This is a genomic window from Candidatus Halobonum tyrrellensis G22 (genome assembly GCF_000495475.1).
Taxonomy (GTDB): domain Archaea; phylum Halobacteriota; class Halobacteria; order Halobacteriales; family Haloferacaceae; genus Halobonum; species Halobonum tyrrellense.
The window spans coordinates 45438-69315 of the sequence record NZ_ASGZ01000034.1; the positions used below are offsets into that span (position 1 = coordinate 45438).

General features: G+C 72.7%; 21 protein-coding genes, 1 tRNA gene and 1 pseudogene. 12 read left to right on the forward strand and 11 right to left on the reverse strand.

The genetic code is table 11. The annotated features are described in order from the left end of the window. Positions 1 to 75: 75 nt before the first annotated feature. Positions 76 to 1071, reverse strand: coding sequence for a ribonucleotide-diphosphate reductase subunit beta (locus K933_RS10420; RefSeq protein WP_023394698.1), 996 nt, complete (start codon positions 1069 to 1071; stop codon positions 76 to 78). Positions 1072 to 1079: 8 nt separating this feature from the next. Next, positions 1080 to 3512, reverse strand: coding sequence for a ribonucleoside-diphosphate reductase subunit alpha (locus K933_RS10425; protein WP_023394699.1), 2433 nt, complete (start codon positions 3510 to 3512; stop codon positions 1080 to 1082). A 223-nt stretch (positions 3513 to 3735) separates the two neighbouring features. On the opposite strand from K933_RS10425, the gene K933_RS10430 reads away from it, so the two are divergent. Next, positions 3736 to 4155 carry a Rieske (2Fe-2S) protein gene (locus K933_RS10430; protein ID WP_049947777.1) on the forward strand — a complete coding sequence of 140 codons (420 nt, stop codon included), beginning with the start codon at positions 3736 to 3738 and terminating at the stop codon, positions 4153 to 4155. 543 nt (positions 4156 to 4698) lie between these two features. Here K933_RS10430 and K933_RS10435 read toward each other — a convergent pair. After that, positions 4699 to 5601, reverse strand: coding sequence for an HFX_2341 family transcriptional regulator domain-containing protein (locus tag K933_RS10435; protein ID WP_023394701.1), 903 nt, complete (start codon positions 5599 to 5601; stop codon positions 4699 to 4701). Positions 5602 to 6149: 548 nt separating this feature from the next. Between K933_RS10435 and K933_RS10440 the strand changes: the two genes are divergently transcribed. From K933_RS10440 to K933_RS10465, 6 genes are all read left to right on the forward strand, one after another. Continuing rightward, the gene (locus K933_RS10440) at positions 6150 to 6770 is read left to right on the forward strand and encodes a DUF7504 family protein (RefSeq protein WP_152529804.1); all 621 of its coding nucleotides are present in this window, start codon (positions 6150 to 6152) and stop codon (positions 6768 to 6770) included. 264 nt (positions 6771 to 7034) lie between these two features. Further along, positions 7035 to 7544 (forward strand): helix-turn-helix transcriptional regulator, encoded by a 510-nt coding sequence (locus K933_RS10445; RefSeq protein WP_023394703.1) that lies wholly within the window; start codon positions 7035 to 7037, stop codon positions 7542 to 7544. Between the two features lie 233 nt (positions 7545 to 7777). Next, a complete protein-coding gene (locus K933_RS10450) occupies positions 7778 to 8773 on the forward strand; it encodes a DUF4129 domain-containing protein (protein ID WP_023394704.1) in 996 nt (331 codons plus the stop codon). Next, positions 8770 to 9450, forward strand: a complete 681-nt coding sequence (locus tag K933_RS10455; RefSeq protein ID WP_023394705.1) for a DUF7269 family protein — start codon at positions 8770 to 8772, stop codon at positions 9448 to 9450. The genes K933_RS10450 and K933_RS10455 overlap by 4 nt, the downstream gene beginning before the upstream one ends. Beyond that, positions 9447 to 10775: a DUF58 domain-containing protein gene (locus tag K933_RS10460; RefSeq protein WP_023394706.1), complete on the forward strand. Its 1329-nt coding sequence runs from the start codon at positions 9447 to 9449 to the stop codon at positions 10773 to 10775. The genes K933_RS10455 and K933_RS10460 overlap by 4 nt, the downstream gene beginning before the upstream one ends. Then, positions 10772 to 11263, forward strand: coding sequence for a DUF7519 family protein (locus K933_RS10465; RefSeq protein ID WP_049947787.1), 492 nt, complete (start codon positions 10772 to 10774; stop codon positions 11261 to 11263). Before K933_RS10460 ends, K933_RS10465 begins: the two co-directional genes overlap by 4 nt. A 301-nt stretch (positions 11264 to 11564) precedes the next feature. Here the strand turns inward: K933_RS10465 and K933_RS10470 are convergent, their stop codons facing one another. Beyond that, the gene (locus K933_RS10470; RefSeq protein WP_023394708.1) at positions 11565 to 12533 is read right to left on the reverse strand and encodes an AAA family ATPase; all 969 of its coding nucleotides are present in this window, start codon (positions 12531 to 12533) and stop codon (positions 11565 to 11567) included. A gap of 103 nt (positions 12534 to 12636) precedes the next feature. Here K933_RS10470 and K933_RS10475 point away from each other — a divergent pair. After that, positions 12637 to 12721: transfer RNA gene (locus K933_RS10475), tRNA-Ser, on the forward strand. 343 nt (positions 12722 to 13064) lie between these two features. Here the strand turns inward: K933_RS10475 and K933_RS10480 are convergent. From K933_RS10480 to K933_RS10495, 4 genes and pseudogenes are all read right to left on the reverse strand, one after another. Further along, positions 13065 to 13379: a hypothetical protein gene (locus K933_RS10480; protein WP_023394709.1), complete on the reverse strand. Its 315-nt coding sequence runs from the start codon at positions 13377 to 13379 to the stop codon at positions 13065 to 13067. A gap of 119 nt (positions 13380 to 13498) precedes the next feature. Then, on the reverse strand, positions 13499 to 13846 hold the full coding sequence (locus K933_RS10485) for a hypothetical protein (RefSeq protein WP_023394710.1): 348 nt from the start codon (positions 13844 to 13846) through the stop codon (positions 13499 to 13501). Positions 13847 to 13927: 81 nt separating this feature from the next. Next, entirely contained in the window at positions 13928 to 15523 is a 1596-nt protein-coding gene (locus K933_RS10490; RefSeq protein WP_049947779.1) for a 2-isopropylmalate synthase, read from the reverse strand. A gap of 177 nt (positions 15524 to 15700) precedes the next feature. Further along, positions 15701 to 16066 (reverse strand): annotated as a pseudogene (locus tag K933_RS10495) (DUF192 domain-containing protein); the annotation flags it as partial. Positions 16067 to 16233: 167 nt separating this feature from the next. Here K933_RS10495 and K933_RS10500 point away from each other — a divergent pair. From K933_RS10500 to K933_RS10515, 4 genes are all read left to right on the forward strand, one after another. Continuing rightward, a complete protein-coding gene (locus tag K933_RS10500) occupies positions 16234 to 16815 on the forward strand; it encodes a DUF7097 family protein (RefSeq protein ID WP_023394713.1) in 582 nt (193 codons plus the stop codon). Between the two features lie 224 nt (positions 16816 to 17039). Then, complete coding sequence (locus K933_RS10505; protein WP_023394714.1) at positions 17040 to 17594, forward strand: GMP synthase subunit A; 555 nt, start codon at positions 17040 to 17042, stop codon at positions 17592 to 17594. Between the two features lie 113 nt (positions 17595 to 17707). Beyond that, positions 17708 to 18340: an HAD family hydrolase gene (locus K933_RS10510; protein ID WP_023394715.1), complete on the forward strand. Its 633-nt coding sequence runs from the start codon at positions 17708 to 17710 to the stop codon at positions 18338 to 18340. Between the two features lie 66 nt (positions 18341 to 18406). Next, on the forward strand, positions 18407 to 19429 hold the full coding sequence (locus K933_RS10515) for an aminotransferase class I/II-fold pyridoxal phosphate-dependent enzyme (RefSeq protein ID WP_023394716.1): 1023 nt from the start codon (positions 18407 to 18409) through the stop codon (positions 19427 to 19429). A 24-nt stretch (positions 19430 to 19453) separates the two neighbouring features. Here the strand turns inward: K933_RS10515 and K933_RS10520 are convergent, their stop codons facing one another. The 3 genes from K933_RS10520 to K933_RS10530 form a co-directional block, all read right to left on the reverse strand. Continuing rightward, positions 19454 to 21433 carry a DUF2070 family protein gene (locus K933_RS10520; RefSeq protein WP_023394717.1) on the reverse strand — a complete coding sequence of 660 codons (1980 nt, stop codon included), beginning with the start codon at positions 21431 to 21433 and terminating at the stop codon, positions 19454 to 19456. A 126-nt stretch (positions 21434 to 21559) separates the two neighbouring features. Continuing rightward, positions 21560 to 22744: a M24 family metallopeptidase gene (locus tag K933_RS10525; protein ID WP_023394718.1), complete on the reverse strand. Its 1185-nt coding sequence runs from the start codon at positions 22742 to 22744 to the stop codon at positions 21560 to 21562. Between the two features lie 203 nt (positions 22745 to 22947). Continuing rightward, positions 22948 to 23853: a hypothetical protein gene (locus K933_RS10530; protein ID WP_161631419.1), complete on the reverse strand. Its 906-nt coding sequence runs from the start codon at positions 23851 to 23853 to the stop codon at positions 22948 to 22950. Between the last annotated feature and the right edge of the window lie 25 nt (positions 23854 to 23878).

A 23878-nucleotide genomic window follows, 5' to 3' on the forward strand; every position in this document is an offset into this window, starting at 1 on the left:
CGAAGGGGGGGACCGAACGGGTCGACGGCTACGTGGAGCGCCGGGCGGCGGTCGCCTCGTCGCGTTCCGCCGGGGTCACCAGTCGAGTGACCCCCCGGAGCGGTACTCGGTCACCTGCGTCTCGAAGAAGTTCTTCTCGCGGTTGAGGTCGGCCGCCTCCGAGAGCCACGGGAACGGGTTGTCGGTGCCGTACGCCTCCTTCTGGTCCAACTGGGTCAGCCGGCGGTCGGCGACGTACTCGACGTACTCGGCGAACTGTGCGGGACCCATCCCGAGGATCTCGTCGGGGCACGCCTCGCGGGCGTACCGCCGTTCGAGGTCGACCGCGTCCGTGACCAGCCCGCGGATCTCGGCGTCGAACGCGTCGGTCCACGCGTCCGTCTCCTCGCGGACCGCCCGGATCAGGTCGACGCCGAAGCCGAGGTGGAGCGACTCGTCGCGCATGATGTACTCGAACTGCTCGCCGACCCCCTCCATCTTCCCCTGCCGCTTGAGCCCGAGCATCATGGCGAAGCCGGCGTAGAAGAACAGCCCCTCCATGATGACGTAAAAGCCCACGAGGTCACGGAGGAACGCCCGCACGTCCGCCTCCGTCTCGATGGAGAACTCGGGGTCGGTTACCGACCGGGTGAGGTCGACGACGAACTCGTCTTTCGCCTCGATGGCGGGCACGCGGTCGTACATGCCGTAGAGGTACTCCGGGTCGAACCCCAGCGAGTCACAGCAGTAGATGAACGTGTCCGTGTGGATCGCCTCCTCGTACGCCTGCCGGAGGAGGTACTGTCTGCACTCGGGGGCGGTGACGTGGTCGTACAGCGCGAGGACGATGTTGTTGGCGGTGAGCGACTCCGCGGTCGAGAAGAACCCGAGGTTCCACTCGATCAGCTGTCGTTCGGCCGCCGAGAGGTCGTCGCCCTCCCACTGTTGGACGTCGTTGGTCATGGGCACCTCCTCGGGCACCCAGTTGTTGTCGACGCCCGCGCGGTAGTACTCGCGCGCCCAGTCGTAGTCGATGGGGAGGATCTTGTTCGGGTCGTGCGTGTCCGCGTCGGTGGTGTAGCTGATCGGCATTGGCGCTCTTACTGGCAGGCGTCGCAGGTGGGGTCCTCGACGCTCGGGAGGTCGCTGCCGTCCGCGCTCCCGGCGTCGCGCTGTGCGGTCTCGTCGTCGGCTCCGCGTCCGTCGGTCGCGCGCGTCTGGGTGCGGCCGTACTCGGCCATGTCGAGCGTCGACTTCTCGAACTGGCTCGCGCCGAGCGTCCGCAGGTAGTAGGTGGTCTTCAAGCCGAGTTCCCACGCCCGCTGGTAGACGTCGTCGAGCAGCGAGCCGTCCGTGCTCGGGAAGAACACGTTGACGCTCTGCGACTGGTCGATCCACGTCGCGCGCTCGGCGGCCAGCTCCAGTTGGTGGCGCGGGTCGACCTCGAACGCGCCGCGGTGGAGTTCCCGCAGTTCCTCGGGGATCGCCTCGATCTCTTGGATCGAGCCGTCGTGGAACTTGATGCGGTCGACCATCTCGTCGTCCCACAGGTCGCGCTCCCGTAGGTCGGCGACCAACCGGTCGTTGACGACGGTGAAGTCGCCGCTCATGTTCGACTTGACGTAGAGGTTGGCGTAGCGCGGCTCGATCGAGGGGGTGGTGCCCGCGATGGTCGAGATGGTCGCGGTCGGCGCCACCGCCATCGTGTTCGAGTTGCGCATCCCGTGGTCGGCGACGTGTTCACGGACGCGCTCCCAGTCGAGGCGCTCCTCGACGTCCACCGCCACGGACTCGCCCCGCTCCGCTTCGAGCAGTTCGACCGTGTCCTGCGGGAGGAGGCCGCGGTCCCACTTCGACCCCTCGTAGGAGTCGTACGCGCCGCGTTCGGCCGCCAGCCGCGAGGATTCGAGGATGGCGTGGTACGACACCGCCTCCATCGTCTCGTCGGCGACCGTCCGCGCCTCCGCGCTCGCCATCGGGACGCCCCGTTCGGTGAGCATGTCGTGAAAGCCCATGACGCCGAGACCGACCGGGCGGTGGCGGGTGTTCGACCGCTCCGAGCGGTCGGTCGGGTAGAAGTTGAGGTCGACCACGTTGTCGAGCATCCGCATCGCCGTCTCGACCGTGTCCGCCAGCCGGTCGCGGTCGAGCTCTCCGCCCTCGACGTGTTCGACGAGGTTGACGGAGCCGAGGTTACACACCGCGGTCTCGTCGCTGCTGGTGTTGAGCGTGATCTCCGTACAGAGGTTCGAGGAGTTGACGACGCCCGCGTGGTCCTGCGGCGAGCGGACGTTACAGGGGTCCTTGAACGTGACCCACGGGTGGCCCGTCTCGAACAGCCGGGTGAGCATCGTCCGCCACAACTCGGCGGCGTCGACCGTCTCGTACTGCCGGAGTTCGCCCGCCTCGGCCCGTTCCTCGTACGCCTCGTACGTCTCCTCGAACTCCTGGCCGTACGTGCCGTGGAGCTCCGGCACCTCGTCGGGCGAGAACAGCGTCCACTCCGCGTCGGCGCGCACCCGTTTGACGAACAGGTCGGGCACCCACGCCGCGGTGTTCATGTCGTGGGTGCGGCGGCGCTCGTCGCCGGTGTTCCGCTTGAGGTCTAAGAACGCCGGGAAGTCGAGGTGCCACGCTTCGAGGTACGCGCAGGCGGCGCCGCGGCGCTTGCCCGAGCGGTTGATCGCGGCGGTCACGTCGTTGGATATCTTCAAGAACGGCACCGTCCCGGTGGACTCGACGCCCGTCGACTGGATCAGCGAGCCGGCGGCGCGGAGGTTGGTCCAGTCGGTGCCGATGCCGCCCGACCACTTCGAGAGTTTGGCGTGCGCCTTGTAGGAGTCGAAGATGTCCTCCAGGTCGTCTTGGACCGTCGTCAGGTAACACGACGACAGTTGGGGGTGGGTGGTGCCCGCGTGGAACAGCGTCGGCGTCGAGTGAATGAACCGCCGGGTCGAGAGCGCCTCGTAGAACTCGACGGCGCGCGCCTCGCGTTCGCCCTCCGGTTCCCGGAGGGCGACGCCCATCGCCACCCGCATCCAGAACGACTGCGGGAGCTCCAGCGGGTCGTCGTCCAGCGTCTCCAGGAAGTAGCGCTGGGTGAGCGTCGAGACGGCCATGTAGTCGAACTCGTCGTCGCGGGCGGGGACGAGCGCCTCCGCCAGTCGGTCGAGGTCGTAGTCGGCCATCCGTTCGTCGAGGCGGTCGCGGTCGACCCCCTCCTCGATGCCCGCGCGGAACGACTCGCGGTAGCGGTCGTCGTCAAGGGGACCGTCGGTGCCGGTGACGTGGCGGGCGTGCCGCCAGCGGGCGACCCGAGCGGCCGCCGTCTTGTACGCGGGGTCGCGCTCGACCCGCGCGGTCAGCACGCCGACGACGGCCTCGTCGGTCTCGTCGGCGGACGCGCCCGCGTAGCAGTCGCGCCGCGCCGCCTCGGTCAACGTCGCCGGCTCCGCCGGCAGGTCGAGACCCTCGCAGGCCCGCGCGACGACGGAGTCGATTCGCTCGTCGGTGTCGGTGAGTACGTCGCTCATGGTGGTCGGCAGCCCGGTCGGACGCGGACGGCGTCGCCACTCCTCGGATACGGAGATCGGCGGCGAACGCGTCGCTCGCGCCCGGTTACGCCGGGTGAGTTGCCGTGTCGATCGGTGCACCACCACCGGGATAAACGTTTTCCAACGAGTTTGACCTAACTCAAATGGATTTGTGTTGGGTCGGCCACGGAGGCTATGAGCGCGGACCGCCTACGCGGTGACGATGACGGAGCGAACGCGACTGGCGAGCCTCGACGACGTGCCCGACCGGGGGTCGGTGCTGTTCACGGCCGTCGACGGCACCGGCACCGAGGAGGAGGTCATCGTGGTCCCCTGCGACGACGACCCGGGCGTCGAGGCGTGGGTGAACCGCTGTACTCACGAGAACTACCGGCTCGACCGGGGCCGCGGTGCGGCGATGCGCGACGGTCAGGTGATCTGCCCGAAACACGGGTCGATGTTCGACGCCTGTTCGGGCCACTGCGACAACGGGAAGGCGGCGGGGACGACGCTCGTCGAAGTCGAAGTCGCCGTCGAGGACGGCGCGGTGTTCCTCGCGGACGACGAGTTCGCGTTCGCCCACGAGGGCGGTATCGACGACGGCGACGGCGGTCCGGGTTCGACCTCGCACCTCTCCTTTTGACCGGTTCGCGACCCGCGTCGGCGCGTCGACCCGGCCCGGGCCTCGCGAGCGCATCCGGTCCCGGTCGGCCGGTCGGATCCGTCGGGGGTCCCGTCCGCATCCGGACCGCTCCGGCCGGCGAGCGACCCGGCGACTGCGAACGCGTCCCGCGGGTGGAGGTGTATGTGTGGAGGCGCCGGCCGTCGCCGCTCGGCGGCGGTCGTCGGTCGGTGTACGGGGAGAAACGGGCGGAGACGCGTCCGGCGAGGGCCGTCGGCCGGGCGCGGAGGGGGACGCACGGGCGACGGCCGGTGGAGGGCCGGGTTCGCGACGACCGCGAGGCCGACGTCGTCAGCGGGGACCGGTCGAACCGCGTCGGGACCGCCGACCCCGGTGTCCGGCCGGGTGGGGACCGACCGGGGTCGTCGCGTACGCAGTTCTACCGGGGGTAGCCGATTGTACTCACTGCCACAATAGTCCGGACGAACCGTACAATCGGGATAGTCCGGACCGTCGTGTCTCTCCGTTCGGTTCCAACCCGCCGGCGCCCCGCGGGCCGGCCGGCTACTCCTCGGAGTGGTCGTGGAGTTCGTGCGCGAACGCGAAGTAGACCCGTTCACCGGTCGGCGTGAGCGCGACGTTGTCCGACCGGCCCACCGACTCGAGTTCGACGTACCCCCGCTCGCGGAGGGGGTCGAGCACGCGTCCCTCGAGCGCGCGGTACTTCGCGGTCCGGCTCTCGCCCGCGTTCCGGAGGAACGCCAGGTCGGCGTCGGCCGCCCACTCGATGATGTTCCACTTGTCGGTGGTGCGGTTCGCCTCGTCGCGTTCGTGGAGGTGGCCGAGCACCGCCACCTGGTCGCGGGTCGGGGCGTCGATGGGGTACAGCGGCAGGTCGACCACGCCCGCGACGCCCTCGGTCAGCGGTTCCCGCTCGACGTCGTGGACGTACGACTCGGGTTCGACGCCGTACGGTCGCGCGCCGACCGCCATGCAGGCGATGGCGGCGCCCACCACCGCGATCCGGGGTCCGGTCGAGACGTTGACGAACAGGCGGTCGGTGGTCCCCGTCTCGGCGCCGCCGCTCGCGGTGCCGACGCCGCCGGTCGCCCCGGGTTCGGCCGCGGCGTGGCGGGCGGCGAGGGTCGTCACCACCCCGAGTACGTCGTACACGTCGTCGAACCGGACGGGGACCGAGCGGGTGTCGGCGAACGACGCCACCTCGTCGCGGACCGCGCGCTGGTACGGTGCGACCGCGTCCCACCGCACCTCGTCGTCGGCCGGGTCGACCCGCGCGGCGCCGTGGTCGACGGCGCCCCTGTCGGCGTCGCGGTCGGGGTCGTCCGCGAGGAGGTAGACCACGTCCGCGCCGTACCGGCGGAGCGGTTCGACGATCCGGTCCCGCTCGTGGCCGAGGAGGGCGAGGTGGACCCGCCGTTCCCCCAGCCGCGGCGTGTCGGCGTCCATACCCGAGTGGTGCCGACCGGCCCTATGAACGTTCGGACCGGGAGCGCGCCGCGGCGAGCGCCGTCGACGCGACGACGCCGACGAGCGCCCACCACGCCGGGTCGACGGCGCCGAACGGCCCGACGACCCCGGCGGCCCCGGCGAACACGGTCAGTCCGGCCGCGACGCTCGCGTACGCGAACGCGTACGCCGTCGACCCGGCGCCGCCCCCGTCGAACCGGTCGAGGCGGCGGCCATCGGTGTCGGTTGGCTCTTCGTGGTGTTTGTCACCAAGTAACTTTCCGGGCAGCGACCGACTGTCGCTCGCCCGGTGTCCGGCTCGCGCCCAGGTGGGTCGCCCTGCCCGACGGGGTACGCCAGCCCTTCGGCGGAAAACCGCAAGCGGGGGAGAACCTGCCCGAGACTGGTTCCGAGTTGTTTACCGACTCGGTATGCGACGGTTATCGGGATCGTACCTGCAACGCTGCGAAACGGTTGTTCCAGTTGCGGCAAAACTGTCGGGACCGATTCCTACCTTTTAGTCCCTGGTTTGCTACGCTGAGAACGCCATGTCAGGGACGCCGCACCCGTCGACAGGTGGCGAGGCAGCCTCGCTACCGCGCCGACTCTCGGACGCCGCTAACGTGTTGGTGTTGGATGCGCCACGGAGCGCGTCCGGGTCGGGGCTCTGGACGGACGACACGGGTATCGGCCCGTGTACCGACGGGGCGGTCCTGTTCGTCGCGTTCACGCGGTCGGACGCGGCCGTACTGTCGGAGCGCGTGCGGGACTCGAATCGGGCGGTGTACGTCCTCGACGCGACCCCGCAGGGCACTATCGCGGAGCAGACCGGCCCCGACCCGACAGTCACTGTCGAGACGGTGTCTTCGCCGTCGAACCTCACCGACGTCGGTGTGGCACTCGACAAACTCTGTTCGGCGCTGGAGTCGTCCGGCGGTCGCCCCGTCTGTTGGCTCCCGTCGCTCACGGCGCTCTTACAGTACGTCGACAGACAGCGAACCTACCGGTTCCTGAACGCGATGAGCAACCGTCTCACGGCCGTCGACGCGTTCGCTCACTACCACCTCGACGAGGGGGCACACGACGACCGAACGGTCGACACCTTCGCGTCGCTCATGGACGCCGTCGTCATCCCCACTGACGACAGCGTCCGGGTTCGACGCCGCTGAGTCGACCGGCGTCCCGACATCCGGGGTTCTCCCCGGCGTGGCACGGTCCGGCGGCGGTCGGTCGGGGAACCCGACCGTCGCCCGGATTCTAGCTCGTCCCGTCCGAACAGCTACCCGAACGGATAGGGTCGACCCGTATCGCCGGACGTACCTATTAGCAAGACGAACGGTTTCACACTGTTGCACGGCTCCGTATCGACCTAGTAACCGGATATAACGCGACTCGTTACTAACTGGAATGCGATCCAACCGGTGGGTGTCCCAATGAACACGATAGCGGTCGCCGGTCTCGTCGTCCTCGTCGTCGCGTCGGGGCTGTTCGCCGTCACGTTCCGCCGCGGAGCGAGCGCAGTGGAGTCCGGGACCGACCCGGCTGGCCCGACGGCCGACACCACGGGTCCGTCGACGCGGCGGGCCGACTCGGCCGCGCCGGCCGACGGCGCCGCGACGGACGCCGGCCGGAAGGGAGCGTCCGAGGCGACGGCCACCCGGTCGGTCGGGGCGTCGGTCGGAGCGCCTGCGGCGGGCGTCGGCGATTCGGCGGCCGAACCGGACGACGAGACGGTCGTCGTCGGTCTCCTCGAGGCCAACGGGGGGCGACTCCCGCAGACGGAGGTCGTCGGCGGCACCGACTGGTCGAAGTCGAAGGTGAGCCGCGTGCTCTCGCGGATGGACGAGCGAGGCGAGGTGACGAAGATAGACGTCGGCCGCGGGAACGTCATCACCCTCCCCGGCGAGGAGCCGCCGGGGGCGGCCTCGCCGTTCGAGGACTGAGTCCGCGGCGGGGGCCGGGGCGGCCGCCGCGCCGACGGTGGTACCGACGAGCGGCGGCCCTCCCCGCGACCCGTTCGGTCGGCTCCGACATCTCTGCTTCGCTCCGATACGCCCCGGGCCGTCCCGCCTACACCCGAACCATCGCCGGTTCGTCCCCGCGGGCCGGTCGGTCGCACCCACTCCCGACGCCGTCCGTCGAAAGGTTCAACCGGGATATCCTGCTATGGGGTGTCGTGGCAGACAATCGGGCCGTCCTCACCGCCGTCATCGCCGTCATCGCCGTCCTCGCGCTCGGCGTCGCGGCCGCCACCCTCGACTCGGCGACGACGACCAACAGCGGCGGGTTCGGGTTCGGGTCCGCGTCCGGGGCCGGCATCGGGAACGACGAGGGGAGCCAACTCCCGTTGGGCGACTCGGCCAACGGGAGCGCCGGGCCGGCGACGGGGTTGGCGGTCTGCGTCACGTTCCTGACTCGCCCGCTGGTCCAACTCCTCCTTCTCGGCGGTGTAGTGCTGTTCTTCGGCGCGGCCTACCGGGTCATGGGGTCGGCGCTCCTCAGCGGCATCTTCACCGTCTCGGCGCTGGTGCCGTTCGCCGTCGTCTACCTCGTGCTCACGTCGTGTCGGACGGGCGGCAACCTGTTCCCCGCCGCGTCGCCGGCCCCGGCCAACAACTCGAGTCTCGGGTCGGGCGGCGGCAACGCGGGGCTCAACGCCGCGGGCGAGGCGGTGTCGACGCCGACGGCGCTCGCGGCGGTCCTGCTCGCGGTGGCGGTGCTCGGCAGCCTCGCGCTGCTGTTCGTCTCGACGGGCGACGACGACGAGGGGGTCGCCGACGACGAACCGGAGATCCCCGACCCCGAACAACGGGCGGCGGTCGGGGTCGCCGCGGGCGAGGCGGCCGACCGGCTTGAGGGCGACTCGGGGCTGGAGAACGAGGTGTACCGCGCGTGGCGGGAGATGACCGACTTACTCGACGTCGACCGGCCGGCGTCGAGCACGCCCGCGGAGTTCGCGGCCGCCGCGGTCGAAGCCGGGATGGACCGCGAGGACGTGCTCGCGCTGACCGACGTGTTCGAGGAGGTGCGCTACGGCGGGGCCGACCCGACCCCCGACCGCGAGGAGCGCGCCATCGACGCGCTCAGACAGATCGAGGAGACGTACGGCGACGAGGAGCGCGCGGTCGACGCGGACCGCGACGACGAGCGTGACGAGGGGGGCGAGCGATGAGAGCCACCGTCGTCGTCGGCGTGGTCGCGGTGCTGTTCGGGTTCGTCGTCCTCGTCCAGCGGGGGCTGGCCGGCCTGCTCCAGTTGAACTACGTGTTCGTCACGCTCGTCGGCGTGCTCGCGTTGGTTCAGGGGCTCCGCTTCGCCAACGAGAGCCGGATGGCCGACCGGCGGGCGACCGAGACGGCGGACGTCGAGGACCGCTACCGGGTGCCGACGCCCGGCGACGACGTCGACGCGCTGGTGTCGGACGCGGGGGGCGCCGCGCGCACGAGTATCAAGCGCCGGCGCGAGTTCCGCCGCCGGCTCGCGGACGCGGCCCGCGAGACGCTCCGCGCGCGCGGCGACTACGGGACGGCCGACGTGGGCGAGGCGCTCGAAGAGGGGACGTGGACCGCCGACCCGGTGGCGGCGTGGTTCCTCGCCGACGACGGCGCGGTCCCCCTGCCGGCGTCGGTCCGGATCCGTCGCGTGTTCGGGTCGGGGACGGAGTTCCGCTTCGCGGCGACCCGGACCATCGCGGCCATCTCGGCCGTCCAGGCGGGGACCGAGACGGAGCGGGACCGCGACCCGGCGGCGGACGTCTCGGCGCGCCGGGCGGCGCTCGACGCGGCGCGTCAGGCCGGCCGACGGAGCGTCGACGCGGCCCGCGACCGACTCGCGGAGGTGCGCCGGTGAGCCCGCGGAGCCGCGACCGGAGCGGCGGGCAGCGCCGGGGTCTCCCCGAACAGATCCGGCCGGCGGGCGTGCTCCCGACGGGCCGGTGGACGGGCGTCGCGGGGCTCGCGCTGCTCCCGGTGGGGCTGGGGGTGCTGTTGCGGCACCCGCCGCTGCTGCTCGTCGGGGCGGTCGGGGTCGCGTACGCCGCCTACGCCCGCGGCGACTCGGCGCCCCGGCCGGAACTCGACATCACGCGCGAACTGTCGGACCCCTCGCCCGCGCCGGGCGACGAGGTGACGGTCACCCTGCGCGTCCGGAACGCGGGCGACGGCGTCGTCCCCGACCTCCGGCTGGTCGACGGCGTGCCGCCGGCGCTCGCGAGCGACGACCCCGCGCGGCTCGGGACCGCGCTCCGGCCGGGCAAGTCCGCGACGCTGCGGTACACCGTCACCGCGGTCCGCGGCGCCCACGAGTGGCGGCCGGTCCACGTCGTCACGCGTAACCCCAGCGGCTCGCAGGAGCACGACGAGCAGCAGACGGTCGAGACGACGATGCGGTGTGCGCCGGAGCTGACCGCCTCGGGGGCGTTGCCGCTCCGGGGGTTGACCACGCCGTACGCCGGCCGGGTGGCGACCGACGTCGGCGGCGCGGGTCTGGAGTTCCACTCGACGCGGGAGTACCGCCACGGCGACCCCGCACGCCGGGTCAACTGGGCGCGGTACGCCCGGACGGGCGAGCTGTCGACGCTACAGTTCCGCGAGGAGCGCGCCGCGACGGTCGTGCTGTGTATCGACGCCCGGCCGGAGGCATACCTCGCGCGCGACGCCGAGGAGGCGAACGCGGTCGAACGGGGGGTCGACGCGGCGAGTCAGGCGTTCTCCGCGCTGGTCGACACGGGCGACCGGGTCGGCGTCGCGGCGTTCGCCCCCGGCGACTGCTGGCTCCCGCCGAGCACCGGGTCGGACCACCGCGCGGAGGCGCGCGACCTGCTCGCGACCCACCCCTCGCTCGCGCCGACGCCGACCGACGACCGCTTCCTGCCGACGACGTGGCTCAAGCGGTTCCGCCGGCGGCTTCCGGCGGACGCGCAGGTGATCCTGTTCTCGCCGGTGCCGGACGACTTCTCGGTGACTGTCGCCCGACGGCTCGACGCGTACGGGCACGCCGTGACGGTGATCAGCCCCGACCCGACCGCCGGCGACACACCGGGCCGGCAGCTCGCGCGCGTCGAGCGGGCGGCCCGGCTGTCGGCGCTCCGCGGGGCGGGACTCCGCGTCGTCGACTGGGGCGAGGAGGCGCTGGCGACCGAACTCGACCGGGCGGCCGCGCGGTGGTCGCGGTGACGGTCACCAGACGGCCGCCGACGGCCGGGGTGGCCGCCGCGACGGCCGCGGCCGCGCTCACCGTCGCGGCGACCGCCCTGTTCGCGGTCACCGCGGGCGGGGTGGCCGCCGCCGGCTTCGTGCTCGTGCTCGCGGGGCTGCTCCGGCCGTCGGGGCGCCTCCTCGGGTACGGCGCCGCGGGGCAGGTGCTCGCGGTGCTGCTCGCGGGCGTTTCCGGCGCCGGGCCGGGACCGCTGCTCGTCGGTGGCGTCGGCGCGGCGCTCGCGTGGGACCTCGGCGACCACGCGCTCGGGCTGGGCGAACAGCTCGGCCGGGAGACGGACGCGACGCGCAACGTCGCGGTCCACGCCGCCGCGAGCGTCGCCGTCGGGTCGGTGTCAGCCGCCGTCGCCTTCGGCGTCTACACCGCCGCCGCGGGCGGCCAACCGCTGGTCGCGCTCGTGTTCCTCCTGGTCGGCGTGGTGGCGCTCGCGAGCGCGCTCCGGTAGTTCCGGTCGAGTTCGGGGCCGGCCCGGTCGAGTCCGGAGCCGGCTTCCGCCGACGGCGTGGCCCTCCCGGCGAGTTGGGAGCCGGCTACTGGCCGAGTACGAGCCGCATAGTTATGCCGGACGCCGACGTCTCCATCGGTGGGTGGGTGGCTCCCACCTGATCGCATCGGCGGCCCCCGGCCGGCCGGACGACTCCCCCCATTCCCCCTTTCTCTCTCCCGTCTCCGCTACCTCCGGAGTCGGACCCGCGCCGACGCCGCGGCCGTGTCCAGTCGAGTCGACCGGCCGACCGGCGCGCCGGTCAGGTCGCCGCCTCGCTCCCCTGGACGGTCGGCACCTCGACCCGGTCGAGCACCGCGTCGAGCACGTCCGACTTGGCCACGTCGCCCACCTTGGCGTCGGGCGTGAGCACGAGACGGTGGGTGAGCACCGGCCCGGCGACCCGCTTGACGTCGTCGGGCGTGACGAACCCCCGGTCGGCGAGCACCGCCGACGCGCGCGCGGCCTCGAACAGCCGCTGGGTGCCCCGCGGGGAGACGCCAACCTCCACCCGGCGGTCCTCGCGGGTGGCGCGGGTGACGGCGGCCATGTACTCCAGCAGGTCGTCGTCGGTGCGCACGTCCTCGGGCGCGTCGCGGACGCCCTTCACCCGCTCCTCGTCGAGGACGCGCCCGACCGAAGGATCCTGTTCGACCCGGCCGGCGCGGCGGCGGAGCAGTTCCACCTCGCCCGCCATGTCCGGGTAGCCCATCGCCGTCTTGACGTTGAACCGGTCGAGTTGCGCCTCCGGTAGCGGGAAGTTCCCCTCCTGTTCGACGGGGTTCTGGGTCGCGATCAGGAAGAAGGGGTCCGGCAGCGGGTAGGTGTCGCCGTCGACGGTGACCTGCTCCTCCTCCATCGCCTCCAACAGCGCGGCCTGCGTCTTCGGCGGCGCGCGGTTGATCTCGTCGGCGAGGACGACGTTCGCGAAGATGGGTCCCTTCGAGAACTCGAACTCGCCGGCGCCCTCGTCGTAGACGTTCGTCCCGGTCACGTCCGACGGGAGGAGGTCCGGGGTGAACTGCACGCGCGAGAACGACAGGCCCAGCGCGGTGGCGAACGACCGCGCGGTCAGCGTCTTGCCCGTCCCGGGAACGTCCTCGATCAGGACGTGGCCGCGCGAGAGGAGACCGAGGAGGATGTCCTCGAAGAACGACTCGTCGGCGACGATCGCACCGCTGAGGGCGTCGAGCACGTCCCGGCAGGCCGCGCTCGCGTCGGGGATATCCATGTGGTGTGTCCGCACGGGCGCCGGGATAAGTTCCCGGGTCCCGGCGCTGGCGTTGGTACCGAACCGAAACCGCTTAATGACCACCCCTCCTCTTGCCGAGTGAGCCGAGGTAGCCTAGCCTGGCCAAGGCGGCAGATTCGAAATCTGCTGTCCATTCGGACTCGGGAGTTCAAATCTCCCCCTCGGCGCTCTTCACCCGACCCACTCCGTGAGAGGCCTCCGTGGTTCACCCGCGTCCCCGTGAGGCCAACGGATTCCCGGCGGGGTTCGACCCCACGAGTCACAGCACGAGCGACTGGAGCGACCGTCCCGTCGGGGGTCGAATCACCCCCTCGGCTTCTACGAGGCGCACCGCGACGAACGGAGGACGGCGTGTGCGAGTCCGAACCGGCCGCCGTTCGGGTGAGCGCCGGCGCGGAGGACTGAAACGGGGACCGGAGTCGCGACGGCGGCGGCGCGGCCGTCACGACAGCGGGGTCGCCGCCCGGAGACCCGAACCACCGGACCGACGGGGCGGTGTGACCCGGCGGCTCACGGGTCGTACGCGGCGAGCGTCCCCCGTTCGCTCCGGTCGTCGCGGAGGCGACGCCGGCGCTTGTCGTACGCGCCGTCGAGGTCCAACAGCTGTCGCTGGCGGCTGACGAGGTAGCCGTCCACGTCGCTCCGGTCGGCGGGGTGGGCGGTCCGGATCCAGACGGGGCGGCCGCCGCGTTCGGAGAGGGTGTCGGCCCACGCCTCGGCGGCCGGGCGGTCGTCGAACTCGCGGCGGCCGCCACCCTCGACCACGGCGCGGCCGACCGGCCCGTTGGCCTTCCGCGCCGACGGTTTCACCTCGACGACGTACACGCGGACGGGTCGGGCCCGCTCGTACGTAAACCCTTAGCGATCCGGCCGACGGACCGGGGGTTCGGACCGACGACGACGGACCCGGGTCGGTCCCGGCCGCCACCGCCCGCGCCGCCGACTCACAGCAGGTGCGTGAAGTTCCGGACGCCGACGAGCGCGAACCAGACCGCGGGACCGAGATAGACGCCCGCGCGGAGCGTCGGCGCGTACCAGTCGGGCGTCTCGTCGGGCCACCGGCGTTCGACGAGCACGCCCGCCTCCGCCAGCAGGCCGAACGCGACGAGCGTGAGAACCGTGAGGACGACCATCCCGCCGACCGGGCCGAACGCCGCCATCAGCGCGCGCGAGAGCGGTACCGCCTCCCGGACCGAGTCGGACAGCGAGAGCACGACCACCGTCGAGACGGCGTCGAACCCCTTGCCCGCGAGGAGCGCGGCCGCGAGCGTCGACCGTCGCGCGCCGGTCATGGGTGAGAGAACGGACGACTCCGGGTTAGTTTCGCGCCGCCTACCCGCCGGTAGCCCGCCCGTCCGGACGGCCCGGCGGCGTCAGTCGTCGCCGGAGTCGGCGGGGCGGACGGCGCCACCCTCGGGAGTCCCGTCGTCGTCGCGCGCCTCGTCGGCGAGCAGGCGGTCGAGCGCGTCGACCGCCGCCTGGACGCTCGCGCGGGTGATGTCGGCGTCGGCGGCCGAGACGGTGACGCGCCGGTCGCCCCGGCGCATCGTCACCTCGACGGTGACGACGGCGTCGGTGCCGCCGGTGACCGCGTCGACGTGATACGAGTCGAGGCGGGCGTCGTCGTCGGCCAACGCCTCCCGCACCGCGTTCATCGCGGCGTCGACGGGGCCGCTCCCGGTACCGGCGGCGGTGTGCTCCTCGCCGTCGACGGCGAGGCGGACGCTCGCGGTCGGGATGCCGTCGCCGCTGGTGGCGGTCAGCGCGCGGAGTTCGACCCGGCGGTCGCGCCCCCGGTCGAGTTCGTCCGCCGCGACCGCCCGGAGGTCGGCGTCGGTGACCCGCTTGCCGCGGTCGCCGAGTTCCTTCACGCGCGCGACCACCGCGCCGAGTTCGTCGTCGTCGGGGTCGAACCCCAGGTCCCTGAGCGCGGCCTCCACGCCCGCGCGGCCGGCGTGTTTGCCGAGAACGAGCCGGCGTTCCCGCCCCACCAACTCCGGCGGGTACGGCTCGTACATCGTCTCGTCTTTGAGCGTCCCGTCGGTGTGGATGCCGCTCTCGTGGGCGAACGCGTTGTCGCCGACGACCGCCTTGTTCGGCGCGGGGTAGACGCCCGTGGCGTCCGCCACCTGACGGGCGAGCCCCGAGAGGTGTTCGAGGGTCAGCGTCTCGATACCGTAACACTCCGAGAGCGCGACCGCCACCTCCTCCAAGGCGACGTTGCCGGCGCGTTCGCCCACGCCGTTGACCGTCGCGTGGACGAGGTCCGCGCCCGCCACGAGCGAGGCGTGGACGTTGGCGACCGCGAACCCGAGGTCGTCGTGGGTGTGCGTCGACGTCGGGCCGTGTTCGGCCAGCCGAGACACCGCCTCGTACGTCCGCTCGGGCGAGGCGGCGCCGACGGTGTCGCAGTAGCAGACCCGGTCGGCGCCCGCGTCGAAGGCGGTCCGCGCCAGGTCGTCGAGGAAGTCGAGGTCGCCCCGCGAGCCGTCCTCGCCGAGCACCTCGACCCAGAGACCGTGTTCGCGGGCGTACGCCACGAGGTCGGCGGTGGTGTCGAGCACCCCCTCGCGGGTGGTGCCCACCTTCGTCTCGATGTGGCGGTCGGAGGCGGGGACCACGAGGTTGACGCCGTCGACGCCGCAGTCGAGCGCGCGGTCCACGTCGGCGCGAACGCCGCGCGCGAAACTGGTGACGGTGGCGTCGAGCCCCAGGTCGGCCACGCGGGCGATCCCCTCGCGTTCGCCGTCGCTGGTGGGCGCGGAGCCGGCCTCGATCACGTCGACGCCCGCGGCGTCGAGCGCGTCGGCGATGTCGGCCTTCTCGTCGGGTGCCAGCGAGACGCCCGGCATCTGCTCGCCGTCGCGCAGGGTGGTGTCTAGAAACGAGACCTCGGTCGTGTCGTCGAGTGTGGGTGCGTAGTTATCGGGGGACCCCGATAAAGCGTTCACGAGCCATGTTGAACTCACTCACGGCTGCGACTGGCACGGTGATAAATCGACCGGTCCGGCTCCCGGCGGGCAAGAATTGCGGGCGCGGCGGCCGGTCGGCTACTCCGCCGGCTCCGGGGACGCTCCCGAGACCCGTCGGCTCGGCTGGTCGTGCCCCTCGTCGGCGTCCGCCCGCCCCGCCGACTCGCGCCGCTCCACCCGGTCGCCCTCTTCCACGCCGTCGGCGGCGCCCGCGGGGAGTTCGACCACGGTGTCGGCCCTCGCGCGCGCGAGACCGACCCACGGCCGGAGGCGGTCGACGCCGCACACCTCGCCGTCGACCAGCCACACCGCGTCGATGGCGAACGGGACACAGACCATGTGGAGGCTCCGCGACGCCGCCTCGCCGAACGGGAAGACGAGCCCGTACCCCTCGGGTATCGACCGCCGGAACATCAGCCCGCGCGCCTGCGCGAGGAACGACTCGGCGACCTCGGCCCGGTCGGCGAGCACGCGCTCCCCCCGGCCGTCCGCGGGACGGTGAACCAACTGCACGACCGGTGGTGTCCCCGCCGCGGCCATCACTGTTTCGTCGCCCGTATCAGGCGTGAGACTCGCGGTCGGTGGGCGGCGCGGACGGCCGGTCGTCGGGTCGGGTCGCCCTGTTCGTGTCGCCGACGCGGCCGGCCGCTCGGACGCGCGGCCCCTCCCACCGGTCGGGTTAAGTCGCCGCGCCGGCGACGCGGGGTATGGAGGAGACGCCCGACGGGACGCCGGTCGGCGTCGAGGACCCCTACGAGCACGCGGGGGCGTGCGACCACCTGACGGGCGACGGCCGGTGCCGGTTCGCGCTCGACCGGGCGGGCGACGACCCCGGGTTCGCGGCCGACCGGCGCGCGGACGGCTACGACTGCGTCGTCGCCGGCGAGGGCGTCGAGTGGCGCGACTGCCCCCACTACCGCGACACGACCGACGGCAAGGAGTGCCGCCGGTGCGGGCTCCCCGAGACCCGGATGGCCCACGATTCGAGTCGACCGCTGGTCGAGGAGCACCACCTCTCGTACGGGGGGAGCGGCGGGACCGGCCGCCGGGGCGGCGCGGGCGGAACGGCGGCGAACGCGAACGACGAGGGCGACCGTCCGAGCCACGAGATAACGGTCGCGCTCTGCCGGTGGTGTCACGCCAAGGTCCACGGGGGGTTCGCGCGGGTCGACGACGACGCCAGTCCGGTCCCGGAGGCGATAGCGGAGCGGGAGTCACGGCGCGGCAGGGAGATGGACGAGATGGGTTTTTCGACGGCGAGCGAACGGTCGTCCGAGTCGGACGGCTGAGCGGTCGGCTGGGGGGAGTCGGGCGACGGGACCGACGGCGACACGACGACTGCGGACTGTGACGACACGACCGTGGAGGCCCCCGCGGCCCCTTCCGGTCCCCCCGGTCGGTCGGTCGGTCGGCCGAGCGTCGCGGTCGACGCCTCGACCCCGCCGGCGCGCACGTTCGTGCATGTCTCGGGTCGAACCGCCCCGCTTTTCACCACGTCCGCGTAACACGGCGTATGAGCGAGCCACGCATCGTGGTGGTCGACAACCACGGTCAGTTCACCCACCTGGAGGGGCGCGCGCTCCGGGACGCGGGCGTCGAGAGCGAGGTCGTCGACAACGAGACGCCCGCCGCGGAGGTCGACGCCGACGGGGTCGTCCTCTCGGGCGGCCCGAGCATCGACCGGGTCGGCCGGTGTGGGGAGTATCTCGACGCGGACGTGCCCGTCCTCGGCATCTGTCTTGGCCACCAGTTCATGGCGCGGGAACTCGGCGGCGTCGTCGGGTCGGGCGACTACGGCGGCTACGCCGACGTCGAAGTGGAGATCCTCGACGACGACGACCCCCTCGTGGGGTCGCTCGCCCCCTCGACGCGCACGTGGGCGAGCCACGCCGACGAGGTGACCGAGGTGCCCGAGGGGTTCACGCGGACCGCCGAGAGCGACGTCTGCGGCGTCGAGGCGATGAGCGACACCGACCGCGACCTCTACGGCGTCCAGTGGCACCCCGAGGTTTCCCACACCGAACGCGGACAGGAGGTGTTCGAGAACTTCATCGAGCGCTGTCGGTGAGGTGAGCGCCGCCCGCGCCGCCCCCACTCTCCCCCCGCCCGCTCGCTGCCCGTCCCGCTCTCCGCCCCGCACGGAGCGGAGCGTACTTGAGACGCCGGCGCGAACGACCGGCAGTGAGTCCCACGGCCACCTCCTTCGACCTGTTCGGGACGCTCGTGGACGTCCCGCGGCCCGCCGACACGGCGGCGGCGGTCGGCCGCGAACTCCGCGAGCGCGGCGTCGCCGTCCCCGACGACTGGGCCGAGGCGTACCGCGAACCCCACGTCGACGCCCCGGCGGGCGCGGAGGTGCCCCTGCCCGCACACGTCACCGCGGCGCTCGCCTCCCGCGGCGTCGACGCGCCGGGCAACGCCGCCCGCCGGGCGGTTGTCGCCGCGTTCGACCCCGAGGTGACCACCCGGGAGGGGGCGCCCGAGGCGGTCCGGGCGGCGGCCGACCGCGGCCCGGTCGGCCTGCTGTCGAACTGCGCGGTCCCGGAACTCGTCGGGCGGACGCTCGTCCGCTCGGGGCTGGCGCGCGACGACTTCGACGCCGTCGTCTCCAGCGTCGCCTGCGGGTGGTGCAAGCCCGACGCGCGGGCGTTCGAGGCGCTCGCGGGCCGCCTCGACGCGCCCGTCGGGTCGCTGACGCACGTCGGCGACACCCCCGAGGCCGACGGCGGCGTCGCCGACGCCGGCGGGACGTTCGTCGACGTGGGAACGACGCCGCTCCCGACGCTGGCGGCGCGGTGGGCGGTCGACCCCTGACCCCCGCCCGGCCGTTTCGGACGAGAGTGTAGAAAGGTTAACACACTTCGGGGCCGTGAGTGGGGCGTGGATCCCGACGCCCTCGACGGAGTCGAACGGGCCGTACACGCCGGGACGGCCGACCCAGACCTCCTCGACTTCACGGCGACCGTCAACCCGACCCGACCGTCGGGTGTCGCCGCGGTGTACGACTCCGCGCTCGCGGCGTCGCACCGCTACCCCGCCGACGACTACGCCGCGTTCCGCGCGGCCGCCGCCGACTACGTGGGTTGTCCGGCCGAGGGGGTAGTCCCCGCCGCGGGCGGACTCGCGGGCGTGCGCCTCGCGTTCGACGTCGCGCTCGAACCCGACGACTCCGCGCTCGTCCCGTCCCCGAGTTTCGACGAGTACGCCCGCGAGGTCCGGATGCGCGGCGCGACGCCCGAGTTCGTCCCGCACGACGACCTGCTTGACGCGGACCCGGCGGGCCACGCGCTCGCGGTGGTCGCGACGCCGAACAACCCGACCGGCGACGCCGCCGACGCCGCCGACCTCCGGGCGTTCGCCGACCGCTGTCGGGACGCCGGCACGCTCTTCGTGGTCGACGAGACGTTCCTCGACTTCGCCGACCGCCCCTCGATGGCCGGCACCGAGGGGGTGGCGGTCGCCCGCTCGCTGGGAACGACGTTCGGTCTCCCCGGCCTGCGCGCGGGCTTCCTGGTCGCCGCGGGTCGGCTCCGCGACCGCCTCGAAACCGCCCGCCCCGCCTGGGGGCTGTCGACGCCCGCGGCGCTCGTCGGCGAGCACTGTCTGGGCGAGACGGGGTTCGTCGCCGACTCGCGCGACCGGGTCCGGAGCGAGCGCGACCGGCTCCGGGTGGCGCTCGAACCAGCCTACGGCGTCGGCCCCTCCGAGGCGCCGTTCCTCCTGCTCGACACCCGCGAGCGCGACCCCGCGGCGGTGGTCCGGCACGCCCGCGACCGCGGCGTCGTCGTCCGCGACGCCACCACGTTCCGCGGACTCGACGGGCACGTCCGCGTCGCGGTCGGGCGCCCGGACGACAACGACCGACTCCTCCGCGCGCTCCCCGGTCTCGACCCCCGGACTTGACCGGCCCGCCCCGACTGCCCGGCTTCAGGCGACGAAGAACAGCAGCACTGACAGCGCGAACGACGCGAGCGTGACCGACAGCGCGAGCGCGCCGCCCATCGAGACGGCGGCGTTGGCGTGGCTCGCGAGCGTCTCGGTGCGGTCGTTGCCGAAGACGGTGACCGCGGCCCGCTCGCTCGCCATCCCCGCCTCCACCGACTCGCGGTCCGCGAGCGCGTCGGCCGTCAGGCCGGTCACGAGCGCCTCCAGTTCATCCACGTCGAGCGCCGCGCCCACCTGGTTGTCCGCCTCGACGGTGTTGACGACGTGCGTGTCGGTCGTCATCACCTCGGCCTCGTCGACCGCGTCGTCGTCGACCACCGCCTCGACGAGTTGGTCGCGCAGCCCGGGCTCCATGTTGTTCCCGTCGACGAGCACGTACGCGGTGGTCTGTTCGCCGTCCGCGCCGTCCCCGCTCCGACCGGCCGCGTCCGGCGCGTCCGGCGCGTCCGCCGTACCGGAGAGGTCGACGGACGCCACCATCACGCGCACGCCCAGCGGACCGATACCGTCCGGGGGCGACCACTCCGTGCGGTCCCACGCGACGCCGACCGAGAGGTCCCCCCGGGGTGCGGTCGCCAGCCGCTCGCCCGCCTCGCGGGCCGCCTGCATCAGGTCGAACGAGCGGGTCGACCCCGGGGTGACGTGCCCGAGGTCCGGTCCGCTCAGCCCGTCGTTGGAGTTGTGCGCGTCGACGAACAGCACGTCGTCGAGTCCCCGGGTGCGCGCCTCCGCGGTGGCCGACAGTCCGACCGCGTACTCCACGTCGTCGGCGAACGCGGGCGCGAACGACGACACCAACAGCGCGTCGTCGTCGAACGCCTGCCCGAGCACGTTCGCCTCCCCCGAGGCGGTGTGCGTGCTCTCGGTCGCGCCCGGCGCGTACGACACCCGGTCGAACGCCCGGTCGGCGGCGTCGATGATCGTCGACACCTCCCGCTCGGTGACGAGGTTGAAGTCGTGGCCCGCGGTGGCGTGCGGCGGGAACGCCAGCCCCTCGGCGTTCTGGGCCACCCGCATCGGGAGGTTGCCGCCGCCGATCTCGCCCATCGGGCCGGGATGGATCATCGGGAGCACCCACCGCGCCTTCTCCCGGCCGCCGGGCGTTCGGAACGAACACACCGTGACCGGGACGACCGCCTCCTCGCCCAACTGCTCGAAGAAGTCCTCCAGTTCGCGCGACCCTTCGGCGATGTGGCCGATGAACCCGCCGATGAAGTCGAGCACCGACACGTCCAGCGAGTTGCGCCACGGCCGGTCGATGGTGTAGAGGAACACCCACACCGCGCCGGCGTACAGCGCGCACGTCAGCCCGAGGAGGAGGAAGTGGTCGGGGTTGATCGCCGACAGCTCCGAGGGCGCCTCCGCCGACCGTGCGAGGTACGGCGTGAGCAGCGCGCGCACCAACGGCCCGCCGAACTCGATGAACCGGAGGGTGCCGCTGTAGACGAACAACAGCAGGGCGGCCGTGGCGGTCTGGAGGCTCGCGGGCACCGCCGCGACGGCCAAAGACAACCGCGAGACGGCCATGATCACCAGCAGGCGGAGACCGAACACCGACGCGAGCGCGATGACGAGCACGTTGAACACGAACGTCTGTCCGAGCGACGGGAAGGCGTACGCGAGCGTCGCGCCGACGGTGAGCGCGGCGACCAGGAGTAGCTCACAGACCAACGCGAGCAGCGACGACCGGTTCCGGGTGAGCTTCCCCCCGACGAACTGGTCGACCAGCACGGTGCCGAAGCTGGCGACGACGGTCGGGATGCCGATGAAGAACACGCCCTCCCACGCGTCGCGGCCGACGAACAGGAACGTCCGGTACACCTGCTCGGCCTCGCGGGTCTCGAACGCGCCGACGCCCGCGACCGCCGCGAGCAACAGCGCGAACGCGACGCTCGTGTACCACGAGGGCGCGCGGAAGATGAACCGCGACAGCCCCGCCAGGTTGCTCTGCGTCGCCGTCATAGCTCGTCCACTACCTGGACGTGGGGTCCGCGGCGAGTAAAACCCCTTCATCGGCGTCGGTCACGCGTCCGACGGCGGTTTCCGTGCGAGGCGGGTGAAACGAAGCTGGTCCCGGGGTCGCCCGTCTCAGCCCACCACGTTCGAGTCGATGTCCCGCGGGAAGAACGTGAGCCGCTCGGTGCCCGTCTCGGTGATGGCGACCGTATCGGAGTGGCGGTAGCCGTACTCGTCGGTGTAGATGCCGGGTTCGATGGTGTACACCTGCCCCGGCGCCATCGTGGCGTCGCCCTCGTCGACGTGGTCGTACTCCCCCCACCCCTCGTCGACGTACGGCGGCTCGTGCCCGCCGAGTCCGATGTTGTGCCCGACGTGGTGGCGGGCGTACTCGCGGACGCCCTGTTCGTCGAAGTAGTCGTTCACCGCCCGGTCGACGTCGGCGACGGGGACGCCCGGCCCGAGCGCGTCGATGGCGACGGTCTGTGCCTCCAGCATCAACTCGAAGTAGTGCTCCTGCTCGTCGGTGTAGTCGCCGACGAACATCGTCCGCTCCAGCTCCGAGTGGTAGCCGTCGACGTTCGCGGAGGCGCCGGTGACCAGCACGTCACCCTCCGAGAGTCGCTCATTCGGGGTGTGCCCGTGCGGCAGGGCGGTCTCGGCGCCCGAGATGTAGCCCGCGTGGACGGGGCCGCCGCCGCGCGTCCGCACGGCGTAGCGGTCGCCGAGCGTGTCGAGCATCGCCCGGGAGGCGTCCATCGACGCCCGCTGGCTCACCGTCGCGGGGTGGGCGCCGACCTCGGTGTAGTCGGCGAGGTAGCGGTGCCCGAGGTTGGCCCACTCCGCCGACTCGCGGATCAGGTCGACCTCCGCGTCGGTCTTCTCCCAGCGCATCCGGTCGACCCACGACTGCGTCTCCACGTCGAGAAACTCCGAGAGCGACGGCCCGCGATACCCCATCACGCCCGGCGCGCCGTCGGCGTCCGCGGCCACCGACGCGACGCCCAGCCCGTCTAACATCTCTGCTGCCGTCCGCAGCGGCGCGCCGCCGGGGTAGTCGAAGTAGTGGTGGACCGCGTCGACCCGCGGGTTCGGCTCGACCCGTTCGACTTCGAGCCGCGGCACCGTTATCTCCACGCGGTCGTCGGTCACCGCGAGCACGACCGGTCGCTCGGTCTGGATGTGGTGGAAGCCGGTGAGGTACTCGATGCTCGTCGCGCCGAAGAACGCCGCCGCGTCGGCCTCGGTGTCCGCCAGGCGGCCGCGCACCTCCGCCAGCCGCGCGTCGAACTCGAACGCGGGCAGTCTCGTCGCCATGACTCACCGAACGCGCCCGTCCGCGCATAAGGTTCCGGGTAGCGGTCGACCGTACGCGCCGAGACGATACACTGAATGGCGCGATACGAAACCCGGCCGGCGGACTGATCGTCGCGGCTGTCGCCCGGTTCGGTGAACGTGCGACGCCCGGGGTCGAACTCGGAGGCGACCAGCCTCGAACCGGGACGGGGCGGACGACCCGGCTACGCCGACCCGCCGGAGTCGGACTCGACCAGTCGGACGCTCGCCGAGTCCTCGCCGCCGGGGTAGTGGAGGTGGTAGGTCACGTCCGGGTCGCCGTCGCCGACCCGGCCGTCGTCGTCGGGCCAGCCCCACCCGACGGGGACGGGTAGCCGGACCGACTCGCCCGCCGGCACGAGTTCGGTCAGCCGTGCGACGGGCGTGTACGCCACCGTCGGGCCGACGCGGTTGAGCGCGCCCACGAACCGTCCCGGTCGCTCGCCTTCGTTCGCCGCCTCGACGGCCACGGACGGCACCCCGGTGCCCGCGTGGGTCTCGGGGGCGTCGACCGCCGCCGAGAACGCGGGGGGACCTGCGAGGCGTGCGCCCGCGGCGTCGCCGAGCGTTCGACCGCCGCCCGGCCAGGCGAGTCGGACTCGCTCGGCCGCGCCGCTCGGCGGTTCGAACAGCAACAGACCCCTCCCGCGGTTCGCGTCGTACCACCCGTCGTCGCCCCACGACGTCCGGTAGAGGCGGTCGCCCCCGCTCCGGGCGTCGGGCGTCGTCGGCGGGACGGACTCGTCGTCGACCCGGAGCGCGAACGCGTCGAGCGGGAGCGTCCCGTCGACGCGGACCGACGCCACGACGTACGGCGTCTCGGGGTCGCGTATTCCGATGGAGTCGGGCGAGGCGGGCGCGACCAGGCCGTACTGGAGGCCGAGTTCGTCGACGGTCACCTCGGCCGCCGCCGACCGGGTGGCCGTCCCGGACGGCGGCGGCGACGCCGTGGGGTCCGGGTCGGCCGTCGGACGCCGCGTCGGCGTGGCCGTCGGCGACGCGGTACCGGACCTGGGGGTCGTCGTGTCGGTACACCCGGTCAGAGCGGCCAGTCCGCCGGCGATACCAGCGAGGAGGGAGCGGCGGCGCACGCCGGTCATCTCGCGAGCGCCGATA

Excerpts from the sequence above, each read along its gene's own strand:
- K933_RS10420 (WP_023394698.1), bottom strand. The coding sequence starts at position 1,071 with ATGCCGATCAGCTACACCACCGACGCGGACACGCACGACCCGAACAAG.
- K933_RS10425 (WP_023394699.1), bottom strand. The coding sequence starts at position 3,512 with ATGAGCGACGTACTCACCGACACCGACGAGCGAATCGACTCCGTCGTC.
- K933_RS10430 (WP_049947777.1), top strand. The coding sequence starts at position 3,736 with ATGACGGAGCGAACGCGACTGGCGAGCCTCGACGACGTGCCCGACCGG.
- K933_RS10435 (WP_023394701.1), bottom strand. The coding sequence starts at position 5,601 with ATGGACGCCGACACGCCGCGGCTGGGGGAACGGCGGGTCCACCTCGCC.
- K933_RS10440 (WP_152529804.1), top strand. The coding sequence starts at position 6,150 with ATGTCAGGGACGCCGCACCCGTCGACAGGTGGCGAGGCAGCCTCGCTA.
- K933_RS10445 (WP_023394703.1), top strand. The coding sequence starts at position 7,035 with ATGAACACGATAGCGGTCGCCGGTCTCGTCGTCCTCGTCGTCGCGTCG.
- K933_RS10455 (WP_023394705.1), top strand. The coding sequence starts at position 8,770 with ATGAGAGCCACCGTCGTCGTCGGCGTGGTCGCGGTGCTGTTCGGGTTC.
- K933_RS10470 (WP_023394708.1), bottom strand. The coding sequence starts at position 12,533 with ATGGATATCCCCGACGCGAGCGCGGCCTGCCGGGACGTGCTCGACGCC.
- K933_RS10485 (WP_023394710.1), bottom strand. The coding sequence starts at position 13,846 with ATGACCGGCGCGCGACGGTCGACGCTCGCGGCCGCGCTCCTCGCGGGC.
- K933_RS10500 (WP_023394713.1), top strand. The coding sequence starts at position 16,234 with ATGGAGGAGACGCCCGACGGGACGCCGGTCGGCGTCGAGGACCCCTAC.
- K933_RS10505 (WP_023394714.1), top strand. The coding sequence starts at position 17,040 with ATGAGCGAGCCACGCATCGTGGTGGTCGACAACCACGGTCAGTTCACC.
- K933_RS10520 (WP_023394717.1), bottom strand. The coding sequence starts at position 21,433 with ATGACGGCGACGCAGAGCAACCTGGCGGGGCTGTCGCGGTTCATCTTC.
- K933_RS10525 (WP_023394718.1), bottom strand. The coding sequence starts at position 22,744 with ATGGCGACGAGACTGCCCGCGTTCGAGTTCGACGCGCGGCTGGCGGAG.